The organism is Capnocytophaga leadbetteri, assembly GCF_003054025.1.
Taxonomy (GTDB): Bacteria; Bacteroidota; Bacteroidia; order Flavobacteriales; family Flavobacteriaceae; genus Capnocytophaga; species Capnocytophaga leadbetteri.
In genome coordinates this window covers 1-21,385 of sequence record NZ_QBKG01000002.1, presented here as the reverse complement: position 1 = coordinate 21,385, position 21,385 = coordinate 1, and the positions used below count along the sequence as shown (strand labels likewise).

General features: G+C 37.9%; 18 protein-coding genes. 2 read left to right on the top strand and 16 right to left on the bottom strand.

The annotated features are described in order from the left end of the window. Positions 1 to 3: 3 nt before the first annotated feature. From lpxD to C8P65_RS02940, 7 genes are all read right to left on the bottom strand, one after another. Positions 4 to 1,023, bottom strand: a complete 1,020-nt coding sequence (gene lpxD, locus C8P65_RS02970) for a UDP-3-O-(3-hydroxymyristoyl)glucosamine N-acyltransferase (RefSeq protein WP_107781196.1) — start codon at positions 1,021 to 1,023, stop codon at positions 4 to 6. A gap of 155 nt (positions 1,024 to 1,178) precedes the next feature. Beyond that, positions 1,179 to 2,396, bottom strand: a complete 1,218-nt coding sequence (locus C8P65_RS02965; protein WP_107781194.1) for an HD domain-containing protein — start codon at positions 2,394 to 2,396, stop codon at positions 1,179 to 1,181. After that, positions 2,380 to 4,467 carry an LTA synthase family protein gene (locus tag C8P65_RS02960; protein ID WP_107781192.1) on the bottom strand — a complete coding sequence of 696 codons (2,088 nt, stop codon included), beginning with the start codon at positions 4,465 to 4,467 and terminating at the stop codon, positions 2,380 to 2,382. Before C8P65_RS02960 ends, C8P65_RS02965 begins: the two co-directional genes overlap by 17 nt. 326 nt (positions 4,468 to 4,793) lie before the next feature. Further along, positions 4,794 to 5,915, bottom strand: coding sequence for a DNA polymerase III subunit beta (dnaN, locus tag C8P65_RS02955; protein WP_095913175.1), 1,122 nt, complete (start codon positions 5,913 to 5,915; stop codon positions 4,794 to 4,796). 100 nt (positions 5,916 to 6,015) lie between these two features. After that, entirely contained in the window at positions 6,016 to 6,822 is an 807-nt protein-coding gene (locus tag C8P65_RS02950) for an ADP-ribosylglycohydrolase family protein (RefSeq protein ID WP_211305873.1), read from the bottom strand. A gap of 19 nt (positions 6,823 to 6,841) precedes the next feature. Next, a complete protein-coding gene (locus tag C8P65_RS02945) occupies positions 6,842 to 8,665 on the bottom strand; it encodes an ABC transporter ATP-binding protein (RefSeq protein WP_107781190.1) in 1,824 nt (607 codons plus the stop codon). Between the two features lie 6 nt (positions 8,666 to 8,671). Next, positions 8,672 to 9,754 (bottom strand): AMP-binding protein, encoded by a 1,083-nt coding sequence (locus C8P65_RS02940; protein ID WP_107781188.1) that lies wholly within the window; start codon positions 9,752 to 9,754, stop codon positions 8,672 to 8,674. Positions 9,755 to 10,066: 312 nt separating this feature from the next. On the opposite strand from C8P65_RS02940, the gene C8P65_RS02935 reads away from it, so the two are divergent. Next, positions 10,067 to 10,552 carry an Lrp/AsnC family transcriptional regulator gene (locus tag C8P65_RS02935; protein WP_095913178.1) on the top strand — a complete coding sequence of 162 codons (486 nt, stop codon included), beginning with the start codon at positions 10,067 to 10,069 and terminating at the stop codon, positions 10,550 to 10,552. A gap of 8 nt (positions 10,553 to 10,560) precedes the next feature. Beyond that, on the top strand, positions 10,561 to 11,175 hold the full coding sequence (locus C8P65_RS02930; RefSeq protein WP_009391156.1) for a deoxynucleoside kinase: 615 nt from the start codon (positions 10,561 to 10,563) through the stop codon (positions 11,173 to 11,175). Between the two features lie 62 nt (positions 11,176 to 11,237). Here C8P65_RS02930 and C8P65_RS02925 read toward each other — a convergent pair whose 3' ends face one another. The 9 genes from C8P65_RS02925 to C8P65_RS02885 form a co-directional block, all read right to left on the bottom strand. Beyond that, positions 11,238 to 12,095: a hypothetical protein gene (locus C8P65_RS02925; protein ID WP_009391155.1), complete on the bottom strand. Its 858-nt coding sequence runs from the start codon at positions 12,093 to 12,095 to the stop codon at positions 11,238 to 11,240. Positions 12,096 to 12,173: 78 nt separating this feature from the next. Next, complete coding sequence (gap, locus tag C8P65_RS02920; protein WP_009391153.1) at positions 12,174 to 13,172, bottom strand: type I glyceraldehyde-3-phosphate dehydrogenase; 999 nt, start codon at positions 13,170 to 13,172, stop codon at positions 12,174 to 12,176. Between the two features lie 66 nt (positions 13,173 to 13,238). Then, the gene (gene pfkA / locus C8P65_RS02915; protein ID WP_009391151.1) at positions 13,239 to 14,219 is read right to left on the bottom strand and encodes a 6-phosphofructokinase; all 981 of its coding nucleotides are present in this window, start codon (positions 14,217 to 14,219) and stop codon (positions 13,239 to 13,241) included. Between the two features lie 152 nt (positions 14,220 to 14,371). After that, complete coding sequence (locus C8P65_RS02910) at positions 14,372 to 15,565, bottom strand: pyridoxal phosphate-dependent aminotransferase (protein WP_107781186.1); 1,194 nt, start codon at positions 15,563 to 15,565, stop codon at positions 14,372 to 14,374. Positions 15,566 to 15,644: 79 nt separating this feature from the next. Beyond that, a complete protein-coding gene (gene pepT, locus C8P65_RS02905) occupies positions 15,645 to 16,868 on the bottom strand; it encodes a peptidase T (protein ID WP_107781184.1) in 1,224 nt (407 codons plus the stop codon). 40 nt (positions 16,869 to 16,908) lie between these two features. Continuing rightward, positions 16,909 to 17,652, bottom strand: a complete 744-nt coding sequence (gene lptB / locus C8P65_RS02900; protein WP_009391145.1) for an LPS export ABC transporter ATP-binding protein — start codon at positions 17,650 to 17,652, stop codon at positions 16,909 to 16,911. Positions 17,653 to 17,655: 3 nt separating this feature from the next. After that, positions 17,656 to 18,309: a hypothetical protein gene (locus C8P65_RS02895; protein ID WP_107781182.1), complete on the bottom strand. Its 654-nt coding sequence runs from the start codon at positions 18,307 to 18,309 to the stop codon at positions 17,656 to 17,658. Between the two features lie 7 nt (positions 18,310 to 18,316). Next, positions 18,317 to 19,126, bottom strand: coding sequence for a twin-arginine translocase subunit TatC (tatC, locus tag C8P65_RS02890; protein WP_095913184.1), 810 nt, complete (start codon positions 19,124 to 19,126; stop codon positions 18,317 to 18,319). Between the two features lie 181 nt (positions 19,127 to 19,307). After that, positions 19,308 to 21,257 carry an OmpA family protein gene (locus C8P65_RS02885; RefSeq protein WP_107781180.1) on the bottom strand — a complete coding sequence of 650 codons (1,950 nt, stop codon included), beginning with the start codon at positions 21,255 to 21,257 and terminating at the stop codon, positions 19,308 to 19,310. Between the last annotated feature and the right edge of the window lie 128 nt (positions 21,258 to 21,385).

Here is a 21,385-nt window from a genome sequence, read left to right as displayed (position 1 = left end):
TTGTTATTTTAATTTCTTTTCTAATTCTTCTATGCGTTTTAGCAAGTTTGGCAACTTGCGAAATACTACATAGGCTTTGTTGTATTCTGCATAGCCCAAGGCTGGCGAACCTTGTATCACTTCATCATCTTTCAGATTGCGTCCTACTCCTGTTTGGGCTTGTATGCGTACGCGGTTTCCTATCGTTAGGTGTCCTACTATGCCCACTTGCCCTCCTATCATTCCATTTTCACCTATTTTAGTAGAGCCTGCTACACCCGTTTGCGCAGCTATCACTGTATTTTTACCTATCTCTACATTATGGGCTATCTGTATTTGGTTATCCAATTTCACCCCTTGTCGTATAATAGTCGAACCCAGAGTAGCACGGTCTACGGTACTATTCGCCCCTATATCTACATTATCTTCCAATACTACATTACCTATTTGGGGCACTTTGCTATATACCCCTATTTCATTAGGAGCAAAGCCAAAACCATCTGCCCCTAATACCACACCACTGTGTAGAGTACAATTTTTCCCTATTACAGTCTCCGAATATATCTTACAGCCTGAGAATATAGTGGTATTATCACCTATTACCGAATTATCACCTATATAGGTGTTAGGGTATATCTTCACATTGTTGCCTAATACTACATTTTCGCCTATATAAGCAAAAGCTCCTACATACACATTCTCGCCCACTTTAGCAGTGGCAGCTATAAATGAGGGCTGCTCTATCCCCGTCTTGTTCAACTTTATCTCGTTGTAAAACGCTAATAATTTCGAGAAAGCAGCGTAAGGGTCATCTACTCTTACTAAGGTGGCAGTAAGCGCACTCTCTGGTTCAAAATCCTTCCCTACTATTACTACAGACGCGTGGGTTGTATAGATAAAATGCTTGTATTTAGGATTGGCTAAAAATGAAATACTCCCTTCTGTCCCCTCTTCTATTTTTGAAAGTTTATACACCTCCACCGTGGGGTTTCCTTCTACTTCTCCACCCAGTACATTGGCTATTTGTATTGCTGTAAATTTCATTTAATTAGTTTATAATCAAAACGATATAGCTCTAAAGCTACCTGTTTCAGATGTTTCTAGACTCTATTTTTCGCAACAAAAGTATAAAAATTATTTTAAACTACATCTATTTTTATCATTTTTTTTCAATTTTCTTTCCTCTCGCTCCACACAGACTACTTAGGGTAGCACACATAGTATTTCACCGTTTTTTGTGCCAGAGCCTCAAGGTTCAGCCCCTCAGCGGTCTTGCTAATATCCACTACTCTACCATTCTTAGTCAAGAGTTTTACGATTTGCTTCTCAGGATTATAGGCTCTATTTTCCATCATTCCTGTAAATACAAAATAATCTACCGTTTCAGGAGCATAGCCATTAATCACCGCCATATTCTGTAGTCGTTTTATCTTAAGCGCTTCAAAATCTGTAGGACGCAGTTTTACTTTCAGCAGGTCGCGGTTCAGCAGCATTCTGCTCAGTGAGGAAAGCACCCTATCTGAGTGAAACTGCCACTCTTTCATAGCTGCAAAAATATCAGTATCGTCTAACAGAGCAAACTGTTCGAGTACTTCTGTGGTAAAATTTTCGTTTGAAATTCTGTTATGTACAAAAAATGATAAGGCTGACGACATTCGCAGTGGTTCTCCTGCTTGCACTAATATCTTAGCTCGTTTCAGAAGCCTAATAAGCATCTGCTCTGCTGTCACACTAGTTTTGTGCAAATACACCTGCCAATACATAAGCCTTCTGGCTATCAGAAACTTTTCTACCGAAAACAGCCCTTTTTCTTCTACTACCAACTCGTCATTGCGCACATTCAGCATCGAGATAAGTCGTTCTGAGTTGATATTCCCTTCTGCTACTCCGGTATAAAAACTATCTCGCTTCAGATAATCTGCTCTGTCCATATCCAGCTGACTCGAGATGAGTTGGTGCATAAACTTTCGCGGATAAGTACCCTGAAATATCTGTATAGCCAACTCTAATTTCCCATTGAAAGTAGCATTGAGTTCTTTCATAAAAAGCAGCGAAATATCCTCGTGCGAGATATTCTCTACTATGCTATGTTCCATAGCGTGCGAAAAAGGCCCGTGCCCTATATCGTGCAGCAAAATAGCAATGTATAGCCCCTCTGCCTCCTTGTCCGATATACTCACACCTTTAAAACGGAGCATCTCTACCGTCTTCTGCATCAGGTACATACACCCCAAGACGTGTTCAAAACGAGTGTGCTTAGCCCCTGGGAAAACTAAGAACGAAAGCCCCATTTGGTTGATACGTCGCAAACGCTGAAAATAGCGATGCTCTATAATATCAAACACCAATGTGCTCGGTATATGTATAAACCCATAAATTGGGTCGTTAATAATTTTTAGTTTATTTCTTGACCGCATTCAGTTGTTGTTTTTTGAGCCAATGCGAGGTTGCTTGGTATGCCGAAATACATTCTTTTACTTCTTGTCCTGTAGGCGTTTGCGCTTGCTGCTCATAGAACAAAGGGTAATCTTTTGCAGGCTGTTCTGCCTCTGGCAACAATTGGTATTGTCGTATTTTATTCAAGGGCGAAACAATAGTCAAATGGGTAGGCGACAAATAGCCCAAATCCTGATAAGTAGCTATATAAGCTCTCGGTGTGTAGTGCCCGCTAAATACATCTTGTCCTATAAATTTAGAAGTGTATTCAAAATTCAAGAGCCCCAATACGGTTGGCATCACATCTATTTGCGATACAAGCGTATCTACCTTTTTAGGTGTTATAAAATCAGCGTAGATAAAGCACGGTATCCTATACCCATCAAGGGGCAATTCTGTACTACCTGCACTCGAAGCACAGTGGTCTGCTACTATCACAAATAAGGTGTTTTTATACCATTCTTGTTGTTTAGCCAATTCAAAAAAGTGTTTTAGCGCATAATCGGTATACTTCACGCCTCCTATTCGCTTCTTTAGGGTAGGTGGTATATCTATTTTTCCATCTGGATAAGTAAAAGGTCTGTGATTGCTAACTGTCATCCAGTGATTAAAGAATGGCTTGCCTGTTTTAGCCTGCTCATTCATCACTTTTATAGCTTTATTAGCCATATCTTCATCACAAACACCCCATATATTCGAAAAAGTAACCTCTTGTGGCGAAAAACTCTTGCTATCTACTATCTCATAACCATTACCTGTAAAGAAATCCTTCATATTGTCAAAATAGCTATCGCCTCCATAAAGGAATTTCACATCATACCCTTTACTTCTAAACACACTACCTGTAGTAAACTTATTCTTATTATCCTTGCGTTTTACCACACTTTCCCCTGGTGTGGGGGGTATGCAGAGCGTCAAAGCTTCCAATCCACGTACCGTGCGATTTCCCGTAGCATAAAGATTAGTAAAAAACAGACTCTTATCTACCAATTCGTTTAAAAACGGTGTGCGATTATCATCATTCCCATAGAGAGCAAGGTATTCAGCCGACAGACTCTCTACCGAAATAAGCACCACATTACGGCGTTGCTCTTGCCCCTTAGCAGCTACAGTACGCTCAATGGCAGGAGCATTCATCTGTTGTAGAAGTGTTGCTTCAGCCTCTGCTTCCTCTAAAGTAGGATAGAATTGAGCGTAATCCAACTCACTATGGGTGAAAGCGTAATAAAATTTATAAACTCCATTAGCTTGCATTTCTTGTGCAAATATATTACTACCGCTCAAGTTGTGCAGTGCTGGTAAAGCCCAAATAGCTAAGATAGAGAGTACGGCATAGTTAAGCACATATATACTCTTTTGCAATAGGGTCGGAATAGAGGTCAAAACCGATTTCGTTTTTACAAATACCCATATAGTGAGCGCCAATACTACTGCAAATACCCCAGAAAACAGCGGCACTACAGGGTAACTCTCCATTATATTGCCTATCACTTCATTAGTGTAAATCAAATAATCTACTGCTATAAAGTTATACCGAATACCAAATTCATTCCAAAAGAAATACTCGCTTACCGCATTCATCACTATAGCAAAAACATAAATAAATAAAGTGATGAAATAGAGAATATTCCGCAGTGTTGCGCGATATTTAGGCAAGAAGAGCAAAAGACCAAAACAGAAGGTTTTAAAACCAAAAAAAGCCAATGCTATTTCAGGAATAACCCCTCCGTACTGCTCAAATATATTATTAGGGTAGAATTGGATATAGAGCAAGAAGAGCACCAATGCCCCAAAGATGAGATAACCATAAGGCTTTTTGTATTTCACATTGGCTATAAAAAGGAAGTAAATAGCCAAAATACCCATCGCTAATACTATTGTTAGCACGTCTGAAACCAACCCAATACTACATATTTTCAGCACTTCTACAAAAGAAAAAGAAGCCGTAGTGATAGGGTGAAATACAAACACACAGCGCATTATCAGCGATATTATCACATATAAGCCAGCTATATAAGCGAAAGGTTTAAGTTTTCCTATAAAGTATTTCATATATCAAATTATAAACAATCATTAAAATCCCCCCCCTTTTACTAATATTCGTGTATGCATACCATCACATCTCCCCCTTTGAAGGGGGCTGGGGGGATGTTTTTGTGTAAAACTTCAAAAAAGGCATTTCACCCTCCTGCCCCACAATTTGGGATTATTTTGCAAAAGTAATAAAAAACTTCCAAACCACCGAAAAAAATCACTACTTTCTTTTTGCCGCCCATTCGTCTCTCGCTTCTCATCTTTCGTCTTAAAAAAAGTGCTTTCAAGAAAAAACTTCTCAAAAGCACTTTTTTTCAATAGATATGAATAAAAAAAACTATCTTTTACTGATTGTTAAGCATTATAGGCATCGCCAGCATCAGTACTTTTTCTCCCTCGTCTAAACCATCAATAGGAGTAATAATACCGGCGCGATTAGGCAATGACATTTCTAACAATATCTCGTCAGAGTCAAGGTTGTTAATCATCTCTTTCAAGAATTTAGAGTTAAACCCTATCTCCATATCATCGCCCTGATAGTTACAAGTCAAACGCTCCTCACCTTTATTGCTGTAGTCTACGTCTTCTGCCGAAATAATAAGACTTGAGCCAGCTACTTTAAGGCGTACTTGGTGAGTCGTTTTATTAGAGAATAGTGAAAGACGATTCACCGAGTTGTAGAATTGCGAACGGTTTAGCGTCAGCTTATTAGGATTTTCTTTCGGGATAACCGCATCGTAATTTGGATATTTACCATCTATCAATCTACAGATAAACTCCATATCATCAAATGAGAACTTAGCGTTGCTCTCATTGTATTCTACGGTTACCTGAGTTTCGCTACCTGCCAAAATACCCTTCAATATATTGAGCGGTTTCTTAGGCATAATAAAATCAGTAGCCTCTGTAGCTTTAATGTCTGCACGTTCGTATTTCACCAATTTATGAGCGTCAGTACCTACAAAGGTAAGCCCTTGCTCGTTAAACTGAAATAGCACCCCACTCATTGTCGGACGCAAGTCATCATTCCCTACTGCAAAAATCGTCTTTTGTATAGCAGTTGCTAACACGTCACCTAATAGCGTTACTTTGTTAGCCTCTGGCAAAGCCACTGGCTGAGGGAACTCTGCCCCATCAAGGTATGCCAATGTATAGTTACCAGTTGTCGAACTAATTTCTATTATATTATTCTCTTTTACAAGAAAAGTAAGTGGTTGTTCTGAGAAAGTTTTCAGAATATCAGTCAAAAGCTTTGCCGAAATAGCAATACTCCCCACAGAATCCGACTCCACTTCCAATGTCCCTCTCACAGTAGTCTCAAGGTCTGAGGCTGAAATAGTTAATGAATTGGGTGAAAGTTCAAATAAGAAATTATCAAGTATAGGCATAGTGTTACTACTATTGATAACACCTCCAAACACTTGCAATTTCTTTAATAGATACGAACTTGATACTATAAATTTCATATTTTATGTATTTTAAACGACAAATCTTCCCCCTCATCGGGAGTAATAATGGCAAAAGTAATAAGAAAATTTATTACTACCAAATATTTTTTAATATTTTTTATTTCCGCCCATTCCCTCCATACACTAAGTCAAACTCATCAATGATAGCTACAAAAGTATCAGGCAAATATTTCCAACGCATTTTCTCTACTATAGCTTCCGGCATCTCCTTATAAAAAGCCACCGCTATACCTCCCGTTATACACGCTATGGTATCACTATCTCCCCCTAACGAAATGGCTATGCGTATAGCATTCTCATAATCAGTACTTTCTAAAAAGGCAACAATAGCTTGCGGTACCGTTTCTTGGCAACTTTCATTAAATTTATAAGTAGGGCGTATTCCATCTATCGTGAAGTTCAAATCATACCCAAAAGTCTGTGTTACAGCTTCTTTTATCTCCTCTTTGCTCTTACCCATACGCGCCCAAAAAATAGCCGCTGCTGTAGCTTGAGCCCCTTTTATCCCTTCTGGGTGATTATGCGTTACCTCAGCCGTTTGTTCAGCTTTTTCAAGTACCGTTTCCAAATCATTATAAGCAAAGCCTACAGCACTCACACGCATAGCCGAACCGTTACCCCAACTGTTATAAGCGGGCGTTGGCGTTTCTTGTGATAACCACCATCTAAAGCGTCCTCCGTAGCCCCTATTGGCATACGTCCTCCCATAGCTGTGCATAGTAGCAGCAAAATCCTTATTATGGAGTAGGGCATCAGCTACAGCTATGGTCATCACCGTATCATCAGTAAAAGTTGTATCGTCTTTAAATAGCGGAAAATCAATTGTATGCACATTATCAAACTCATACACCGACCCTATCACATCTCCTGCTATAGCTCCTAATATAGTCTGTCCTTGTACCATAATTCTACTAATTTGCTAATTACTCAAACGACTGCATCTCCACTAACTTCTTATACATTCCCTGCTTTTGCAGTAGTTCCGTATGGGTGCCCTGCTCCACTATCTGTCCCTTTTGCATCACCACTATATGGTCAGCATTTTGTATGGTAGAAAGGCGGTGGGCTATCACTACCGAAGTGCGGTTCTTCATCATATTCTCCAAAGCAACTTGCACCAAGCGTTCACTCTCAGTATCCAATGCCGAAGTCGCTTCGTCAAGCACCATTATAGGCGGATTTTTCAGCACCGCCCTCGCTATACTCAGGCGCTGCTTTTGTCCCCCACTTAGCTTACTACCGGCATCCCCTATATTTGTATCCAACCCATCAGGGAGGTCTTGTATAAACTCATAGGCATTTGCTATTTTGGTAGCGGCTATAATCTCCTCATCTGTTGCCGAAGGCTTACCTATCAGCAAGTTATTCTTAATGGTATCGTTAAAAAGAATCGAATCCTGCGATACCACACCTATCAGGTGGCGTAGCGAATCCGTCTGCATATCACGCACATCTACCCCATCTATCAGCACCTGCCCCTCATTCACATCATAAAAACGAGTGATAAGGTTTGCCACGGTACTCTTTCCACTCCCCGACTGCCCTACCAAAGCCACTGTCTTGCCCTTAGGCACTTCCAATGTGAAGTTAGTCAGCACATTAGCCTCTTCATATCTAAAAGTTACCTTATCAAAACGAATAGCCGCAGTAAAATCTTGCATCACCACAGGCTGTTCTTTTTCCTTTATCGGGTTGTCGTAATCTAGTATCTCCAATATACGCTCAGCCGCGGCATTTCCTCTTTTCATATCATACGAAGCCTTGCTGATAGCCTTAGCGGGAGTTAAAATATTATAAGCCAAGCCCATAAAAGCAATAAACTGCGTACCTTCTAAAGTCTTGTCAAGCAACACCAGCGAACCTCCAAACCAAAGCAATATCGCTATCATCAGTATACCGAGAAACTCGCTCATCGGCGACCCTAAGTTCTGACGGTTCATCACCTTATTGCTCATCTTCATAAAGTGCTCACTCGACTGACTAAAGCGCTGAGTAAAAATACGCTCTGCCGTAAAAGCCTTTATCACGCGCAAGCCTCCTATCGTCTCCTCTATAAGCGAAAGAAACCGCCCCTGCTCTTGCTGTACAGCTATCGAGTTCTTTTTTAGTGATTTCCCTATCTTCGAAATCACCGCAGCTGCTATCGGTATAAATACAAAGGTGAAAACAGTCAGCTTCACACTGATGCCCAACATCACTATTATCGAAAAAAGTATCGTCAGCGGTTCGCGTACGTACGCCTCTAATCCCGAAAGCAAAGAGTACTGTACCTCATTCACATCTCCTACCATTCGCGAAATAATATCGCCCTTGCGCTGGTCTGAAAAAAAGGCTACCGGCTGACTTATTATTTTTTTGTAAAGGCTGTCTCGCAGGTCGCGTAGCACCCCATTGCGCAAATAGGTAATGAACAGCGATGCCAAATAGCTAAACATATTCTTCAGCAAAAAAAGCGAGATAACCAAGGCGATAACAATAGCCAACGCCCATATAGTATCCTCTCCCGCCATTTTTCCTACTTGATAGTTCAGATATGCTTTGCCATAGCCGCCTAAGTCCATCAAACTCCCTGAATATACAGGGGGCTCACTTATGGGCTTATTCTTGCCAAAAAGCACATCCAGCATCGGAATAAGTGCTATAAACGACAGCGCACTAAAAAGCGAATAGAGTACATTGAAAAAAATATTGAGCAATGCCTGTTTCTTATAAGGCAATATATAAGGAATAAACCTTTTCAGCTTCATAGTAGGTTATTGTTTGTATTTCTTTACGGTTTCATCACGCCTTATCTTCTGATTATCAGTATATACAAACTCAGGTACAAAGTAAATCTGGCGTGGCACTTCATACTTCAGCATATCCTTATCCATATAAATATCGTGCGAAAGCGTAGGATAATCCTTCTCATCACCCTGCACATACAGCACAGCGCGTTGTCCTAACTCTTCGTCAGCCTCTTTAGTGATGAAGTAATCCCCTTTGATATATTTCTTTATCTTTCTTTCCACACTTTCAGGGAACACCTTAAAGCCTCCCGAATTGATAATATTATCAAAGCGTCCTACCCATTCAAATTCAGTGCGCGATATAAGGTTCACTATATCGTTTGTGACTACAGGGTGGTCAGCTATCAAAGGAGCATCAATCACCAAACAGTGGCGCTCATCTTGCGTAAATGTCACATTAGGCAATGCCTTATATGTATTCTGATGTACTTCTGTATGGTTCACCTTGCGCATCGCTATATGCGAAATGGTTTCCGTCATTCCATATGACGAATACACTTCTGTTGAAATAGTTTGTAGCTTAGCCTCCAATTCTCCATCTATCGAAGCCCCTCCCAAGATAACCTTCTTCACACGTGGCAAATCCACTAATGATTTCGAAGCCTGTAGCGGAATCATCGCACAGAAATCGTAATTCTTGCTCGTAAGCGAAAGTGGCATAGACGAAGGTCTGATAATATCAAGATGTAGCCCCAGAATAATAGAGCGGATAATCATCATCTTACCTGCAATAAAGTCAGCTGGCAAACATAGTAAAGCCCTATTTTTAGGCGAAAGTTTCAAATAATCACCCGTAGCAAGAGCCGAATTTACCATACTTTGTTTCTTTAGCTTTATTTGCTTAGGAATACCTGTCGAACCAGAAGTGGTAGCCTCTACATAATCACGGTCATCCAACCAATCTAATAAAAAACGTCCTACCGACTTACGATAAGGAAGACCATCTTTCACATAAGCCACTGCCAATATAATAAGGCGATTTCTGTCTATCGGAAAACCATTAATTCTAAAATCTTTATGTACAAACTTGTAATCTATTTCATTCATTTTATTACTATATTAAATATTTTCTACTATTATATTTTCATACGCTTTACACCTCTTACTTTCACCGAACGATGAGCGAACAATGAGCGAAGGATAAGCGAAGGATAAGCGAACAATGATTAACTAATTCGCTAACCAATGATAATTGCTGCAAAACTACAATAATTAAACGAATTGAGCAACAATAAATAAAACTAATATTTCTATAATAGTGATTATTAACACTTTAAGTAAAAACAACAAAAAAAATTCTATTTACACCCTCTATATCAAAAATATTTTTTACCTTTACCGCAATAATTTAAGTTGAATATGTACGTATTAGATCAAACTGATTTACAATTATTAGACGAACTCCAGCAAGATAGCGAGCAGTCTATCAAACAATTAGCTGAAAAGGTGAAACTCTCTATCACCCCAGTACACGAGCGGGTGAAAAAGTTAGAACAAATGGGGATTATTCAAAAATATGTAGCTGTCGTAAACCCCAAAGCATTAGGCAAAAAATTAGTAGCTTACTGCCAAGTAAAACTACTTAGGCATAACGGCGAACTATTTGAAGAGTTTGAAAACTATATAAGCACCTTAGACGAAGTATTAGAAGCCTCTTATATGGCGGGTGCTTATGATTTCCTACTGAAGTTGGTGCTTAATGATATGGAAGAATACCAGACTTTCGTAGTACATAAAATATCAAAATTAGAAATCATCGCAAACATACAAAGTTCTTTTGTTATCCAAGAAATCAAAAACACCTCTATGATTCGTTGTTTGCGCGAAAATAACGACAAAAAATAACAGAAAAAATGCACATAGCTATAGCAGGAAATATCGGAGCTGGCAAAACCACCCTTACCGCCCTTCTGGCTAAGCACTACCAGTGGGAAGCTCATTTCGAAGATGTTGTCGACAACCCCTATTTAGATGATTTTTACCATCAAATGGAGCGTTGGAGTTTCAACCTACAAATCTACTTCCTCAACAGTAGATTTCGACAAATATTAGACTTTCACGAAAAAGGCAACGATATTATACAAGACCGCACCATATATGAAGATGCTCATATCTTTGCCCCCAACCTACACGAAATGGGACTAATGAGTACCCGCGATTTCGATAATTATCGTTCGTTATTTGCTCTTATGGAGCGACTTATCTCTCCTCCTGACCTTCTTATATATCTAAGAAGTTCTATTCCCAATCTGGTAAAACAAATCCAAAAACGTGGCAGAGAGTACGAAAACTCCATCTCCATTGACTACCTAAACCGACTAAACCAGCGCTACGAACAATGGATAAAACAATACAACAAAGGCAAACTCCTCATCATAGAAGTTGATGATATCAATTTCGTTGATAACCCCGAAGATTTAGGCGACATCATCAACAAAATAGACGCACTTCTCTACGGATTATTCTAAAAATAAAAAAAGTCTATCATTACAAATGATAGACTCTTTTTATTTTTATCTTCTTTATCTCTCTATTTGAAGTAGTTATTTACGTGAAATGCTACTAAGCCATCAATAGGTTTCCTCAATACAGTTCCCAACTTAAGTTTGTTTTCTGCTAATACTTCTTCCAAAATATCTTGAAGGAAGAAAGCGATACTACCTACGAAGTTAATAGGCACTTCATAACGTTCTTCATATTGTGAAATCCAGTGGTCTACGAATAGTTGCATTCCTTTCTTCACTATGGTACGGCAATACTCGTGATTTTTATTTTCCACTATAAATTTTGCAAAAGTAGCCAAATAGCTATTAGGGTTTGGCATCTTATAAAGGTGGTTTTTCACTACATCAGAGCCCAACTCATACTGACTTTCGAACTTTTGTACAAGGTCAGCTGGCATCTTCTTAAAGTAGTAATCTATTATCAAGCGTTTGCCATAAAAATTCCCACTTGATTCATCCATCAAGATATAACCCAATGAGTCTACTGCTTGGTAAAGCTCCTTACCATTCCAGAAAGAACAGTTAGAACCTGTACCTAATATACAAACTATAGCTTTTTCACTTGGATTAGTTGTTGCAAATACAGCCGCATAAGTATCTTCCTTTACATCTATTTTAGCGTTTTTAAAGATAGTTGCCAAACTGCGTTCTACAAAATAGCGAATGCGTTCTGTACCACAACCTGCCCCATAAAAATAGATTTCACTTACACTATTTCTATTTTCAAATAGTTGGTAGTTAGTTGTAATACGCTCTACAAGTATCTCTTCAGTTAAAACCTCAGGATTAAGCCCTAATGTTTGAGTAAAAAATACCTTTTCTCCTTTGCTGTTTAAAGCTGTCCAATCTGCCTTAGTTGCTCCACTATCAACAATTAAAATCATATTATTTCGGTTTTATTATGTTATTAATAGTAAAAAATAAAGGTGAAGTACTAACCAAAGTACTTCACCTTTCGTTAATTATAATTTAGCTACGTGTTGTGCCAAATCTACCAATTTGTTAGAGTAACCTGTTTCATTGTCATACCAAGAAACTACTTTAAAGAAGTTTGAGCTTAAGCCTATACCTGCTTTGGCATCAAAAATAGATGTATTCTTGCATCCTACGAAATCTTGAGATACTACTAAGTCTTCAGTATATCCAAGGATACCTTTTAGTTCTCCTTCTGAAGCTTTTTTCATAGCAGCATTGATATCTTCAAGAGTTGTAGCTTTCTTAGTACGGAAAGTCAAATCAACTACTGATACGTCTGCAGTAGGCACGCGGAATGCCATACCTGTAAGTTTACCATTAAGTTCTGGAATTACTTTTCCTACAGCTTTTGCTGCTCCTGTACTTGAAGGAATAATATTGCAAAGTGCAGAACGTCCTCCTCTCCAGTCTTTTTTAGAAGGACCATCTACTGTTAATTGAGTAGCTGTAGTAGCGTGAACAGTAGTCATTAAAGCTTCTTCAATACCAAAGTTATCATTTAATACTTTAGCAATAGGAGCCAAACAGTTAGTTGTACAAGAAGCGTTAGACACAATAGTATCAGTAGGTTTTACTGATTTGTGGTTAACACCCATTACGAACATAGGAGCATCTGCTGAAGGAGCTGAAATAACTACTTTTTTAGCACCTGCATTGATGTGTGCTTGAGCTTTTTCTAAAGTAGTGAAAATACCGGTACATTCAGCTACTACATCTGCACCTACTTCGTTCCATTTAAGATTGTTAGGATCTTTTTCTGCAGTAATACGTACTACTTTCCCGTCTACTACTAAATGTCCATTTTCTACTTTCACGTCTCCTTTGAAAGTTCCGTGAACTGAATCATATTTCAAAAGGTAAGCGATGTAATCAACATCCAAAAGGTCGTTAATACCAACGATTTCTACATCGGCTCTCTCATAAGCGGCACGGAATACAAGACGTCCAATACGTCCAAATCCATTAATTCCAATTTTTACTGACATATTAATTCTCTTTTAATTTAATTAACTTATTATTTTATTTCTATAAATATTTTACCTCTCAAAAAACTATGTAGCCATTATTTCCGCTACACGAAGAAGTTCTGTATTGATTTTAGAACTTCCTTTGATAGCTTTTTCAAGAGGAGTAAGCTCCATTTTAGTACTGCGGATACCCACCATATAGTTTGATTTTCCTTCTAAAAGTGACTCTACTGCTTTCACTCCCATTCGGCTTGCCAACACACGGTCGAAACAAGAAGGAGAACCTCCTCTTTGCATATGTCCTAACACAGACACACGTACATCATAGTCAGGGTGATGTTGCTCTACGTACTCTTTTAGTTCAAATACGTTTTTACCGATTTTATCTCCCTCTGCAACTACTACTAAACTCGAGGTCTTACCAGTACTTCTACTTTTCTCTAATGAGCTAAGCAGTTTTTTAAGCCCTATATTCTCCTCTGGTATTAATATCTCTTCAGCCCCAGCTCCGATACCAGAATTAAGAGCTATATGCCCTGCATCACGCCCCATTACTTCTATAAAGAAGAGACGATTATGAGAGCTTGCAGTATCTCTAATCTTATCGATAGCTTCAATAACAGTGTTGAGGGCGGTATCATAGCCTAGAGTAAAGTCAGTACCATAGATATCATTATCTATAGTCCCTGGTATACCTATCACAGGAAATCCATACTCTTGGTTAAACAAAAGCGCCCCCGTAAATGAACCGTCTCCGCCGATAACTACTAATGAATCTACTCCTGCAGCTTTTAGATTTTCATAAGCTACTTTTCGTCCTTCAGGAGTTCTAAAATCTTTTGAGCGAGCTGATTTTAGTATAGTTCCTCCTCTATTGATAATATCGCGTACACTACGCGCATTCATTTCTTTAAAGTCGCCTTCTATCATTCCTTGATAGCCGCGATATACACCTACTACGCCTATATTGTGATAGGCACACGTACGCACCACTGCTCTAATGGCTGCGTTCATACCAGGAGCATCGCCTCCTGATGTTAATACTGCTATTTTCTTTACTGACATTTATCTTTTTATTTTTCGCATCAAAGGTACGAATTATTTTTCAAATAAAAGCAATTTTATTGCTGTTTTTTTTCTATATTCTTGCTAACTCTCTAATTAACTATTAATTAACTTTTTCTTCTCGCCCTTACATTTCATATTTTGCATTCGGTCTATCGCTTTTTATAGCACTCTAATCCTTTTTTTAGTATTTCTACCGCTCTCTCTATTTTTTCTTTTTCAAGCACATAAGCTATACGCACCTGATTGCGTCCTAAACCTGGAGTAGCATAAAAACCCTCTGCTGGAGCTAACATTACTGTTTCATTATCTACAGAAAATTGGTCTAAAAGCCATATACAAAAATCTTCAGCATTCTCTACTGGCAACTCAGCTATACAGTAAAAAGCTCCCTTAGGCATCGACACACGTACTCCTTCTATCTTTTGTAGAGCATCTATTAGTACATTTCTGCGCTGAGTATACTCTTTCAGCACTTCTTCAAAATAAGTTTCTGGTACATCAAAAGCCTTTTCTGCTCCTATTTGAGAATAAGTAGGAGGTGAAAGACGTGCTTGAGCAAACTTTAGAATAGATTTCATTACCTCTTTGTTTTTAGAGACTACCCATCCTATACGTGCTCCACACATACTAAAACGTTTTGACACAGAATCTATCATTATAGCGTTTTGCTCAATATCAGGCACTTGCATAATAGAAAAATGCTGTGCTCCATCATATACAAATTCACGATACACTTCATCAAAAATGAGGAAAATATCGTATTTTTTAGCTATTGCAGCTAACTGCAAAATTTCTTCTTTAGAATACAAATAGCCTGTAGGATTTCCTGGATTACAAATCAAGAAAGCTTTAGTCTTAGGTGTGATTTTTTTCTCAAACTCCTCAATCGGCGGGAGAGCAAAATTATTATCAAAAGAAGAGGTTATAGGCACACATACTGCATCAAAAGCTTCTGAAAAACTGATATAATTTGCATAATAAGGCTCTGGAATGATAATCTCATCATCAGCATTAGCTACTGTAGCGATTACATAAGTAAGGGCTTCAGAGCCTCCACAAGTAATAATAATATCACTACTATCTACCTTTATATCGTGTTTTTTATAATACTCTACTACCTTTTCTCTCAGTGAATTAATCCCCTCACTCTTAGTATATTCAAGCACTGTAGGACTAAAATCTTTTACAGCTTGAATAGCTATTTCAGGAGTTTTAATATCTGGCTGACCAATATTAAGGTGGTAAATGGTCTTTCCCTCCTTAGACGCTTTTTCAGCATAAGGAGTCAATTTCCTGATAGGTGATTGGGGTAATATTTGTGCTCTATGTGATATTGTTGGCATTTTTTATAGTTTTTAGTTGTTAGAAATTAATCGTTAGTACTTAATAGCTAAAGACTAAGTACTAACGACTAATAACTGATTATTTTTTTGCTACTAATTCAGCAATGCGAATAATCACTTCAGTAGCTTTCTCGAGGTTTTCTACAGGTACAAACTCGTATTTACCGTGAAAATTATGGCCTCCTGCAAAAATATTAGGACAAGGCAAGCCCATAAAGCTAAGTTGTGAACCATCAGTACCTCCACGGATTGGTTTTGTAATAGGTGTGATACCCAATTCCTTCATTGCGCGCTCAGCTACTTCTACAATATGCATCACTGGTTTAATTTTTTCACCCATATTATAATATTGGTCTTTTATTTCAGCTACAGCTACATTGGGTATTTGTTTGTTAAGATCATCTACTATTTGCTGTACTAAAGCTTTGCGCTTATTAAAAATATCACGATCGTGGTCGCGGATAATAAGTTGTACTACTGTATTTTCTACATCTCCAGAAATATCAGTAATGTGATAAAAACCCTCACGACCTTCAGTGCGAGCAGGTATCTCGTCAGCAGGAAGCGCATTAATAAACTGATTGGCAACAAGCATTGAGTTAATCATCTTGTTTTTAGCAGTTCCTGGATGAACGTTTTTCCCTTTGAAGTGAATCTTAGCTCCTGCAGCATTAAAACTCTCGTATTCAAGTTCGCCTATTTGTCCACCGTCCATCGTATATGCCCAGTCAGCCGCAAATTTCTTAACATCAAATTTATGCGCTCCTCGTCCTATTTCCTCATCCGGAGTAAAACCTACGCGTATCTTGCCGTGCTTGATTTCTGGGTGGTGAACAAGGTATTCCATAGCGGTCACAATTTCGGCAATCCCCGCCTTATCATCAGCTCCTAAAAGGGTAGTACCATCGGTTGTGATAATAGTATTGCCTTTGTAGAGCAATAAATCTTCAAAATAAGAAGGTGATAACACTATATTTTGTTCCTTGTTAAGTACAATATCGCCCCCATCATAATTTTCTACAAAGTGTGGATTTACATTCTCTCCTGAAAAATCAGGTGAAGTATCGAAGTGAGAGATAAAACCAATAGTAGGAACCTCATAGTCTACATTTGATGGTAAGGTAGCCATTACATAGGCATTCTCATCTACAGTCACATCTTGCAAACCAATGGCTTTCAGTTCTTCTACCAATAAGTTTGCCATATTCCATTGTTTTTTAGTACTAGGAGTTGTTATACTCTCAGGGTCTGACTGAGAATCTATTTTTATGTACTTAATAAAACGATCTACTAAATTTTTCATTATATTATAGTTTTTAATTCTTTATTCATTTGCCAATTGGCTAATCTTCCAATATTTTCTTTCTTCTCAATTCAAAATTCCTTCCAAGATATACCTTCCTCACCATCTCATCAGCTGCCAATTCCTCTGGCACTCCAGATTTAAGAATCCCTCCTTCAAACATCAGGTAAGTGCGGTCAGTAATAGCAAGAGTTTCCTGTACGTTGTGGTCTGTGATGAGAATACCTATATTCTTATCTTTGAGTTGTGCCACTATACGCTGAATATCCTCCACTGCTATAGGGTCTACTCCTGCAAAAGGCTCATCAAGCAGGATAAACTTCGGACTAGTAGCTAAGGCACGAGCTATCTCTGTACGGCGCCGTTCACCCCCTGAGAGCAAATCTCCTCGGTTTTTTCGGATATGCCCCAAGCTAAATTCATCTATCAGCTCATCTGTTTTGCGTTGTTGCTCAGCTTTTGAGAGCTTTGTGAGTTGCAATACGCTTTTGATATTGTCTTCTATACTCAATTTTCTGAATACCGAAGCCTCTTGCGCCAAATAGCCTATTCCACTTTGGGCACGCTTGTACATCGGGTAATGAGTAATCTCTGTATTATCTAAAAAGATAGTACCCCCATTGGGTTTGATAAGCCCTACTATCATATAGAATGACGTAGTTTTACCTGCCCCATTAGGCCCTAGTAGCCCAACGATTTCACCTTGATTTACTTCTAGCGAAACCCCTTTCACTACCTTCCTACCTTTATAGATTTTGATAATATTATTTACTATTAATTTCATATATTAAAACGAAAAGCGATAAGGTATTTCGTTGAGTTCTGTCTCTAAATCTACCCAATCATACACCTCAGTCACAAGGCTGTACACCATCTCTTCAGTAAGTACTTTACCTGCGTAAATATCTGAAATTGTTTGTTCAGACATCGTTTCTTGTAGATAAGCCTCTTCTCCTAAGTAAGCTTTCGCCCACTCTTTATATACAGCAGGGTTAGTAGTGATTTTGTCAAACTTATCAATATGCTCCTCTACAGCAAAATTCTCTATACAATGCCAAGTTTCACCATCTAACGAATAAATAACAAACGGAATATCACTCTCTGCAAAATTCTTGCGATAATAAGGCAAAAAGACTTTAGGAAGTTTCCTTTCTAAATCGTGATTATCACCTCCTTTACTATCTTCAGCACTCGATGAAGGTACTATTATGCACGCCTTATCGACAAAGTAGAAAGAAAGTGAAGAGCCATCTTCATCTTCAAAGCCATGCCCCCATTGGGCTTCATAGCCATCATACTCTTCTTCATTTGCTTTGTAGTACGTATGATATACCTCATACTCGTGACCACAAATAATCCAGTCTAACACAGCTTTTCCTTTGCAAAGCTGTTTCAACGTTTTCACGTTGGGTAATTGCTGTAAGTAGGTATTACAATCCATTAAAATATTAAGTTACCTTGTTTTGTTCTTTTTTTAAAACGTATGCCGAAATAAATATACTCACTTCGTATAACAACATTATTGGAATCGATACAATAATTTGACTTGTAACATCGGGAGGGGTAATGACAGCAGCTATTATCAGTACTACTATTACGGCATGCTTGCGATATTTGCGCATAAAATCTGGATTTACTACCCCTAATTTTGTCAGAAAATAGATAACTATCGGAAGCTCAAATATTATGCCACACGAAATAACTGACGAACGCACTACTGAGATGTACGAATCAATGTCTATTTGGTTTTTTACCTCTGGACTAACTGAGTATGAGCCTAAAAAATTAACTGACAATGGAGTTATAAGGTAATAACCAAATAATACTCCTATGAAAAAAAGTATAGAAGCTATTAGTATAAAGCCTCGTGCTAACTTCCGTTCATTGTCATACAGCCCCGGACTGATAAATCTCCATACCTCATAGAGAACATAAGGGAATGCAACTATTACTCCTGTCCAAATTGATGTCCAAATATGAGCCGAAAACTGACCTGCCATTGTTCTACTCTGAATAGTAAAAGGTAGCTGCTCTGCACAAAAATCACTCTCAAAATTAAACCAATGACCAACTTTGCAAAACATTTGATAAGTAAAAAAATCTCCGTTTTTTGGAGCAAAGAGAAGGGCAAAAATGTAGTCTTTAAACACAAAAGCAATCACGGCTACTACTAATACCGCTACAGCTGAGCGTATTATATGCCACCGAAGCTCCTCCAAATGGTCTAAAAAAGTCATTTCTCCTTCCGATACTTTCATCAGTTTTACGTATTAATATGGTTTTCAATTTGCTAATTAGCTAATCAACTTTTTTCGTTGCAAAGATAGTATTTTTTTCGTAACTATTCAAAAAGAGACTATCTGAAAAAGTTAAACTCATTAACTTTTTTAGATAGTCTCTTTGTTTTTATTATAAAATAATGGGTATCATTATTAGAGGTTAGTCCATGCTTACGATTATGAACTCACTTCGACGGTTTGCTTGGTGTTCCTCATCTGTACAAGGCACTCCGTTAGAGCAACCATTTACTAATTGAGTTTCTCCATAACCTTTAGCCGTCAAACGTTTGCGTTCTATACCTTGTTTTACCATCCATTCGAGGGTAGCTTTAGCACGGCGGTCAGAAAGTCGAAGGTTATATGAGTCATCACCACGGCTATCGGTATGAGAACGAATATCAATCTTCATCTTCGGATTTTCACGCATTACTTCTACTATCTTAGCAAGCTCAACAGCTGCATCAGGTCTAATATCTGATTTATCGAAGTCAAAGTAAATTTCTTTGATATTCAATACTTTAGCTAAATCAACATCTTTATCAATAGCTATTTCGCGTGGTTTGATCATAAATTCATAGAATACATCTCCTTCTACATTTAAATCTACTTTTACTTCAGTAGTTACATAGTCACCAATCTCAGCACGTAAATAGTAGTAAAGATCTTTACAATCTACTTTATCAAAGGCAAACGAACCATCTTCTTTTGTTTTTTGGCGCGCTACCTCTTTCATTGTCTTATCAGAAAGGACTATTACCCCATCAGCTATTACATCATTTTTTTCAGAGTCTTTTAGCACTCCTTTTATCATTTTTTCACAGTCAAATACCAATGGTTTTTCTTCATAAAAACTATAGATATCATCTCTACCTTTCCCTCCTGGACGATTAGAACTAAGGAAACCAACCTTTGTATCACTATCCATCACAAAGCAAAAATCATCATCAGCACTATTACCTGGCATACCTATATTAATAGGTTTTGATACGGTACCATTTTCGTAGAATTTCACAGCAAAAATATCTAATCCTCCTAAACCTGGAATACCATCAGAAGAATAGTACAATATATTATTTTTTGACACAAAAGGGAAAGACTCTCTTCCCGAAGTATTGATTACATCACCTAAGTTTTCAGGAGTGCTATATTCATTATCTCCAAGTATTTCTACCCTAAAAATATCTGATTCTCCTAATGTACCTTCCATATCAGAGGCAAAATACAAAAACTTCTCATCGGGGCTAAGAGCAGGATGTGCTACGTTGTAATTATTGCTATTGAAAGGGAGTTCTACCACATTACCCCAATGACCATCACTATCCTTAGTAGCACGAAGTATCTTTAGCAAAATAGTATTTTCAACATTAGTTCCTATTCTACGGTTTACATAATTATTACGAGTAAAATACAACGTATTACCATCTTTGGTAAAAACTGCTGTAGACTCATTAAAAGGTGTATTAATAGTAGTTGAAAAAAACTTCTTATTAGAAAGAGCTTGTTTGTCACGATCAGCTATATACAAATCATAATAGCTCTCTCCTGTCCATTGAGAAACTCCTCCTTTAGATGTTTTACCACTATTAGCTGCTGTAAATACAATTTTATCTCCGTATAGGGCTGTGCCATATTCTGAAAACTCAGTATTGATAGATACAGAATGTAACTCTAACCTCCCTGAATTGCTGTGAATAACCTCTTGATAATCCTTATTTTCTTCAAATAATACTGCACGAGTATCTGTATTTCCTGTCAACTCTGCAAACTTATTCATCATCTTATCTGATTCGTCATACCTACCTACTGATTTCAATGCTTGTGCATAACGATAATAGTATTCAGTTTTTACATCATATTTTCCTTCTTCAAAAAGTTGTTCATACCATCGCAAGGCATTCTTATACTCTGCATTGTAGTAATAGGAGTTACCTAAACTCTCGAGCATTTCCTGATTCACGTAGCCTTTTTCAGCTATTTTCTCGTAAATTTTAATAGCATCAACATATGCGTAATTCTTGTACATATTATTAGCTTTTTGCAGCTCACGTTCGTGCTGCGCAAATAATGAAGTAGTGCATAAAAATGCTAATGTAATATTCAATAATTTCATATCTAATATTAATAACGTTAACAATGAAATAAATTAGAAGAATCGAGGTGATACGATTTTCTTATAGGTTTTAACAAGCTCGTAGCGCAAGAATATCTCGTGTGAGCCTGAGTTATATTTTGATAATT